At 72.3% G+C, this 5,895-nt stretch carries 6 protein-coding genes; 5 read left to right on the plus strand and 1 reads right to left on the minus strand.

The annotated features are described in order from the left end of the window. Nucleotides 1-289 precede the first annotated feature (289 nt). The 4 genes from AOK01_RS38430 to AOK01_RS38445 all read left to right on the plus strand — a co-directional run bounded on the left by AOK01_RS38430 (nucleotide 290) and on the right by AOK01_RS38445 (nucleotide 3,676). Nucleotides 290-616 carry a hypothetical protein gene (locus AOK01_RS38430; RefSeq protein ID WP_245702597.1) on the plus strand — a complete coding sequence of 109 codons (327 nt, stop codon included), beginning with the start codon at nucleotides 290-292 and terminating at the stop codon, nucleotides 614-616. Between the two features lie 108 nt (nucleotides 617-724). Then, on the plus strand, nucleotides 725-1,786 hold the full coding sequence (locus tag AOK01_RS38435) for an ATP-binding cassette domain-containing protein (RefSeq protein WP_055520047.1): 1,062 nt from the start codon (nucleotides 725-727) through the stop codon (nucleotides 1,784-1,786). After that, on the plus strand, nucleotides 1,783-2,652 hold the full coding sequence (locus tag AOK01_RS38440; protein WP_055520049.1) for an ABC transporter permease: 870 nt from the start codon (nucleotides 1,783-1,785) through the stop codon (nucleotides 2,650-2,652). The genes AOK01_RS38435 and AOK01_RS38440 overlap by 4 nt, the downstream gene beginning before the upstream one ends. Before the next feature lie 139 nt (nucleotides 2,653-2,791). Continuing rightward, on the plus strand, nucleotides 2,792-3,676 hold the full coding sequence (locus AOK01_RS38445; RefSeq protein ID WP_055520051.1) for a hypothetical protein: 885 nt from the start codon (nucleotides 2,792-2,794) through the stop codon (nucleotides 3,674-3,676). On the opposite strand, the gene AOK01_RS38450 is transcribed toward AOK01_RS38445, so the two are convergent. Further along, nucleotides 3,591-4,925: an aminotransferase-like domain-containing protein gene (locus AOK01_RS38450; protein WP_055520053.1), complete on the minus strand. Its 1,335-nt coding sequence runs from the start codon at nucleotides 4,923-4,925 to the stop codon at nucleotides 3,591-3,593. The genes AOK01_RS38445 and AOK01_RS38450 overlap by 86 nt on opposite strands. A gap of 153 nt (nucleotides 4,926-5,078) precedes the next feature. On the opposite strand from AOK01_RS38450, the gene AOK01_RS38455 reads away from it, so the two are divergent. Beyond that, nucleotides 5,079-5,855, plus strand: coding sequence for an alpha/beta fold hydrolase (locus AOK01_RS38455; RefSeq protein WP_055520055.1), 777 nt, complete (start codon nucleotides 5,079-5,081; stop codon nucleotides 5,853-5,855). Nucleotides 5,856-5,895 lie beyond the last annotated feature (40 nt).

The following is a 5,895-nucleotide window of genomic DNA, read 5'->3' on the forward strand; positions in this document are numbered from 1 at the left end:
GGGTGGGTGGGGGCTGAGCGCGCAGTTCCCCGCGCCCCTGAAGGACAAAAGCCGGGGCGCAGCCCCGCTTTTTAGGGGCGCGGGGAACTGCGCGGCCGGCCCCCACCCACCCGCACCGCACCGCACAAGCCGTCACGACTTGCCGTTCGTACTCCCCAGGTGTGCCCTGGAAGGCAGGGGCGAGGATGAGAGGAGTGCTGCTGTCATGGCGCATACGGCACCAGCGACACCCGGCCCGACCACAAGGCACCCGGCAAAACCAACGCACCCGGCCAGCGCAGCGAAGCTCGTGCTGCCCGCGCTCGGAGCCGTCGTCTACGGCCTCTGGACATCAGGCATCGACCGCCACGCAGGCCCGATCACCGGCTGGAACGTCCTCCTGGGCGTCGTGTCGGCCCTCGCGTTCGCCGGGCTGGCGTATGCCATCCACGCCATCGCGCCCCGCCTCCCGCGCGAGCTGCGCGCCCTCACGTGGGCGGCCTTCGCAGGCATCTCGTTCGGCTTCCTCCACAGCCTCGCGGACACCAGCGTCCTCAAGTCCGCGGGCCTGTCCCTGGTGATCGCGGCGAGCGTCTTCGCGGCCGTGTTCTACCACTACTGCACCCGCGAGAACTGACCGCCCCGCCCCGCCACCGCCGCTGCATACGCGTGCCGCCGATGAGTTTCCGCGGCCCCGGGGGTCTACCTCTCACGGAAGACGACCGACGCGGACAGGCGGACCGACATGACGAGCAGCAACCGCACCGGCCACTGGGCCGGGCCGGCCATCGAGACCGCGGGTCTGGTGAAGACCTTCGGCGACACCCGCGCGGTCGACGGAGTGGACCTCCGCATCGAGGCGGGCACGGTCTACGGCCTGCTCGGCCCGAACGGCGCGGGCAAGACCACGACCGTACGCATGCTGGCGACCCTGCTGCGCCCCGACGACGGCCAGGCCCACGTCTTCGGCCACGACGTCGTACGGGAGGCGGACGCGGTACGCAGCCGGGTGAGCCTCACCGGCCAGTACGCCTCGGTGGACGAGGACCTGACCGGCACCGAGAACCTCGTACTGCTGGCCCGCCTGACGGGTCACGGCAAGAAGGCCTCGTACGACCGCGCGGCCCAACTCCTGGACGCCTTCGGCCTGTCGGAGGCCGCAGGGCGCCAGGTGAAGAACTACTCCGGCGGCATGCGGCGCCGTATCGACATCGCCGCGTCCATCCTCAACACCCCGGACCTGCTGTTCCTCGACGAGCCGACGACGGGCCTCGACCCGCGCAGCCGCAACCAGGTCTGGGAGATCGTGCGGGCGGTCGTCGCCCAGGGCACGACGGTCCTGCTGACGACCCAGTACCTGGACGAGGCCGACCAGTTGGCGTCCCGGATCGCCGTCATCGACAAGGGCAAGGTGATCGCCGAGGGCACCAAGGGCGAGCTGAAGGCGTCGGTGGGCGCGGGAGCCGTGCACGTACGGCTGCGGGACGCGGACCGGCGCCCGGACGCCGAGCGGCTGCTCCGGCAGGCCCTGGGCACGGACATCCAGCTGGAGCCGGACCCGGTGGCCCTGACGGCCCGGGTCGGGGACGGCTCCGGGGGAGGGAGCAGGGCCGCCGAGAAGGCTTCCCTGGCCCTCGCCGAGCTGGCCCGCGCGGGCATCACCGTCGACAACTTCTCGCTGGGGCAGCCGAGTCTGGACGAGGTGTTCCTCGCCCTGACCGGAAAGCCGGAGCAGACCCGGACCCCACCCGGAACGCAGCACGGGACACAGCCCGAGACGCAGCAGAAGAAAGAGGCCACGGCATGAGTACCGCGACCCAGTCCAGCGGCACCACCGGCACCACCGACAGCGCGGACCTCGCGCCGGTCCGCGCCGAGAGCCTCGCCGCGGTCCTCGTCTCCGGCGCCCGGCCACCGCGCCCGAACGCCCTGCGGACGTCCCTCACCTTCGGCTGGCGGGCGATCCTCAAGATCAAGCACGTTCCCGAGCAGCTCTTCGACGTGACCGCGTTCCCGATCATGCTGGTGCTGATGTACACGTACCTGTTCGGGGGCGCGCTCGCCGGTTCCCCGCGGGAGTACATCCAGTACCTGCTCCCCGGCATCCTCGTGATGTCGGTCGTGATGATCACGATGTACACGGGCCTCTCGGTCAACATCGACATCGAGAAGGGCGTCTTCGACCGCTTCCGCTCGCTGCCCATCTGGCGCCCGTCGACGCTCGTCGGCTATCTGCTCGGGGACGCCCTGCGCTACACGATCGCGTCGGTCGTGATGCTGTCGGTGGGGCTGATCATGGGCTTCCGCCCGGACGGCGGCGTCCAGGGAGTGGTGGCGGGCGTCGTCCTGCTCATCGTGTTCTCGTTCGCCTTCTCCTGGGTGTGGACGATGTTCGGTCTGCTGCTGCGCACGGAGAAGTCGGTGATGGGCGTGAGCATGATGATCCTGTTCCCTCTGACCTTCCTCAGCGACATCTTCGTCCGCCCCGAGACGATGCCGGGCTGGCTCCAGGCCTTCGTCAACAACAACCCCGTCACGCATGTCTCCTCGGCGGTGCGCGGCCTGATGGACGGCTCCTGGCCGAGCGCCGAGATCGCGTGGTCGCTCGGCTGGGCCGGACTGCTGGTCGCGGTCTTCGGCCCGGTCACGATGCGGCTCTACAACCGCAAGTGACCCGGCCGTCCGGAAAGACCCGGCGCGTCCCCGACGTGCCCGGCGGGGATCCCCCGGAAGGACGCAATCCGCGTCCGGATGCAGTCACCCCGGCCGTGCCCTGACGGCAACGGGCACGGCCGGGGTTCTTCCTTGAGGGGTGCGGAAAGTCCTCTCGGCGCTGCTGATCGTGCTCGCCTGCGTCCTCGTACCGCTGGGCGGCCTGTCGGCGTGGGCGAAGTACGAGGTCGGCGACACCGGGCGGTACGTCGACACGATGGCACCGCTCGCCGCCGGACCCGACGTACAGGGCGCGATCGCGGACACGGTCACCGACGGCATCATGAGCGAGGTCGAGGTGGGGCCGCTGGAGGGGGAGGTCCGCGCGTACGTCCACCGGGCGGTGCGGTCCTTCACCGGCACGGCGGCCTTCCGCGCGGCCTGGAACACCGCGAACCGGACCGCGCACCACGCCGTCCTGCGGGCCCTGCGCAGCGACAGCCAGGGCGCCGTCACCCTCGACCTGGCCCCGGTCACCGCCCGCCTCAAGGCTCAACTGGCCGACGACAGCGTGCCGTTGGCCGGCCGTATCCCCGTCGAACACACCGAGGTCACGGTCCTGCGGGCCAAGGAGCTGAGCTCCCTGCGGAAGGGGTTCCACGTGCTGGAGATCGCGGGCTTCTGGCTGCCCCTGGCGGCGGTCGCCCTGGCCGTCGGCGGCATCCTGCTGGCCGTGCACCGCCGCCGTGCCGTCACGGCCACCGCGCTCGGCACGGCCCTGGGCGCCGCCCTGCTGGCCCTCGCCACGGTCGTCGGACGGGCCCTGACCCTCGCCGGCCTGCCCGAGCACGTCTCCCGGGCGGCGGCGGGCGCGGTCTACGACGCCCTCACCTCGACCCTGCGCACGGCCACCTGGTTCATCCTCGCCCTCGGTCTCACGGTGGCCCTGGCGACCTGGTTCACGGACCATCGCGCGCGACGTCGCGCAGCACCCGCAGCGCCTGCCCCAGCACCGGAACAGGAACGGAAGCGAGCCCGAGCCTGACGGCGTCCGGCGCGACCTGCGGTCCCACCGCGAAGGCGGGCCCCGGCGTGACCGCGATACCGCGCTCGGCGGCGGCAGCCGTGAAGGTGTCGGCCCGCCAGGGCGCGGGCAGCTCCCACCAGGCGTAGTACGCGTACGGATCGGCCCGTACGGTGAACGCGGCGAGCAGTTCCGCGACGACGTGCTGCCGCCGGGCCGCGTCCGCCCGCTTCCGCGCGACGAGCCGTTCGACGGTCCCGTCCACGATCCACCGCGTGCCCGCCTCCAGCGCGAACCGCCCCGCCGTCCACCCGCCCGACCGCAGCGCACCGGCCACCGCACCGACCCGTTCCTCGGGCACGACGAGGAAACCGGCGGTCAGGCCGGGCGCGACCCGCTTCGACAGGCCGTCGACGACATGGACGCGCTCGGGTGCGTGGGCGGCGAGCGGCACGCCTTCCTCGTGGAGGAAGGACCAGACCCGGTCCTCCACCACGGGCAGGTCCAAGTCGCGTACCACAGCGGCCAGTTCACGCTTGCGCGCGTCCGTGGCGGTCGCGGAGGTGGGGTTGTGCAGCGTCGGCTGGACGTACAGGGCGGAGAGAGGGGCGGCGCGATGGGCGGCGACGACGGCGTCGGGCCGCAGCCCCTCCTCGTCCGTGGCGAGCGGCACGAGCGGGCAGCCGAGCCGCGCGGCGATCTCCTTGACCAGCGGGTACGTCAGCGCTTCCACGCCGACCCGGCCGCCGGGGCGTACCAGCGAGGCGAGGACGCCCGCGATGGCCTGACGCGCGTTCCCCGCGAAGAGGAGCTGCTCCGGGCGGGGCCGCCAGCCGGGCCCGGCCAGCAGCCCCGCGACGGCCTCGCGCGCGGCGGCGGTGCCGGTGGCCGGGACGGTACGGGTGGCCTCGCCCAGCACGTCGGGCCGCAGCAGCGGCGCGAGCCCGACCGCCAGCAGCTCCGACTGCCCGGCCACGGACGGGTAGTTGAGCTCCAGGTTGACGGTCACATGGGAGGACCCGTCGTGCGTGGCCTCGGCGAGGGCCCGGCCCGACGGCACCGGCGCGGCCCGTACGAAGGTGCCTCGCCCGACCTCGCCGACGACGAGCCCGCGCCGCACCAGCTCCGCGTACACCCGGCCCGCCGTGGACCCCGCTATGTGCTGCCGGCGGGCGAACACCCGCTGCGGCGGCAGCCGTTCACCGGCCTTCAGCCGCCCCGAGTAGATCTCCTCGGCCAGCCGGTCGGCGATGCGCCGATAGTCCTCCACACCCACCCCTTTCCACATCGCCCACGCTCCGCCTGCGCCCACGTTTCGCCTGCGTCCACGTTCCACCTGAGCACACATTCCGCATTGCGCACATTGCACCGAGAGCAAAGATTCTATTGCACCGAGGAGTTGACGGCGCCTAGGGTCCCTTCCATGGCTCCCTTCCTCGCATACGAGGACAAAGGCACGCATGCTTCCACCGCTCTGCCCCTTGTCCTGATCCACGGCCACCCCTTCGACCACACGATGTGGGCTCCTCAGGTGGCGGCCTTCTCCCCGGGCCGCCGGGTCATCGTCCCGGACCTGCGCGGCTACGGCGCCTCGCCGGTGGTCCCGGGAATCACCCCGCTCTCCGTCTTCGCCGAGGACGTCGCGGCCCTCCTCGACGATCTGCGGGTACCCGAATTCGTCCTCGGCGGCCTTTCGATGGGCGGCCAGATCGTCATGGAGTGCTACCGCCTGTTCCCCGGGCGCGTCCGGGGCCTGCTCCTGGCGGACACGTTCCCGGCGGCGGAGACACCGGCCGGAAGGAAGTCCCGCAACGCGATGGCCGACCGGCTGCTCCGCGAGGGGATGGCCGGGTACGCCGACGAGGTCCTGTTCAAGATGGTCGCCCCGTACGCCCGCCCGGAGGTGGCGGCCCACGTGCGCCGCATGATGACGGGGACGCCCGCCGAGGGGGCCGCGGCGGCCCTGCGCGGGCGGGCGGAGCGGCCCGACTACCGCGAGCTCCTGACCCGGATCGACGTGCCCACCCTGGTGGTGGTCGGCGAGGACGACGAGTACACCCCGGTGGAGCAGGCGAAGGCGATGCACGAGGCGATCCCGGGCTCGGCGCTCCATGTCGTGCGAGCCGCGGCACACCTGCCGAACCTGGAGCAGCCGGAGGAGTTCAACGGGGCCCTGGCCGGGCTGCTGGACCGGCTCTGAGGAACGCGAAGGCCGTTCTGCGGGTGCGGGTGGGTGGGGG

Source organism: Streptomyces aurantiacus (genome assembly GCF_001418335.1).
GTDB classification, from domain to species: Bacteria; Actinomycetota; Actinomycetes; order Streptomycetales; family Streptomycetaceae; genus Streptomyces; species Streptomyces aurantiacus.

What these genes read in the sequence shown, in the direction of transcription:
- AOK01_RS38435 (WP_055520047.1), top strand. Translation starts at nt 725, where the DNA reads ATGACGAGCAGCAACCGCACCGGCCACTGGGCCGGGCCGGCCATCGAG.
- AOK01_RS38440 (WP_055520049.1), top strand. Translation starts at nt 1,783, where the DNA reads ATGAGTACCGCGACCCAGTCCAGCGGCACCACCGGCACCACCGACAGC.
- AOK01_RS38455 (WP_055520055.1), top strand. Translation starts at nt 5,079, where the DNA reads ATGGCTCCCTTCCTCGCATACGAGGACAAAGGCACGCATGCTTCCACC.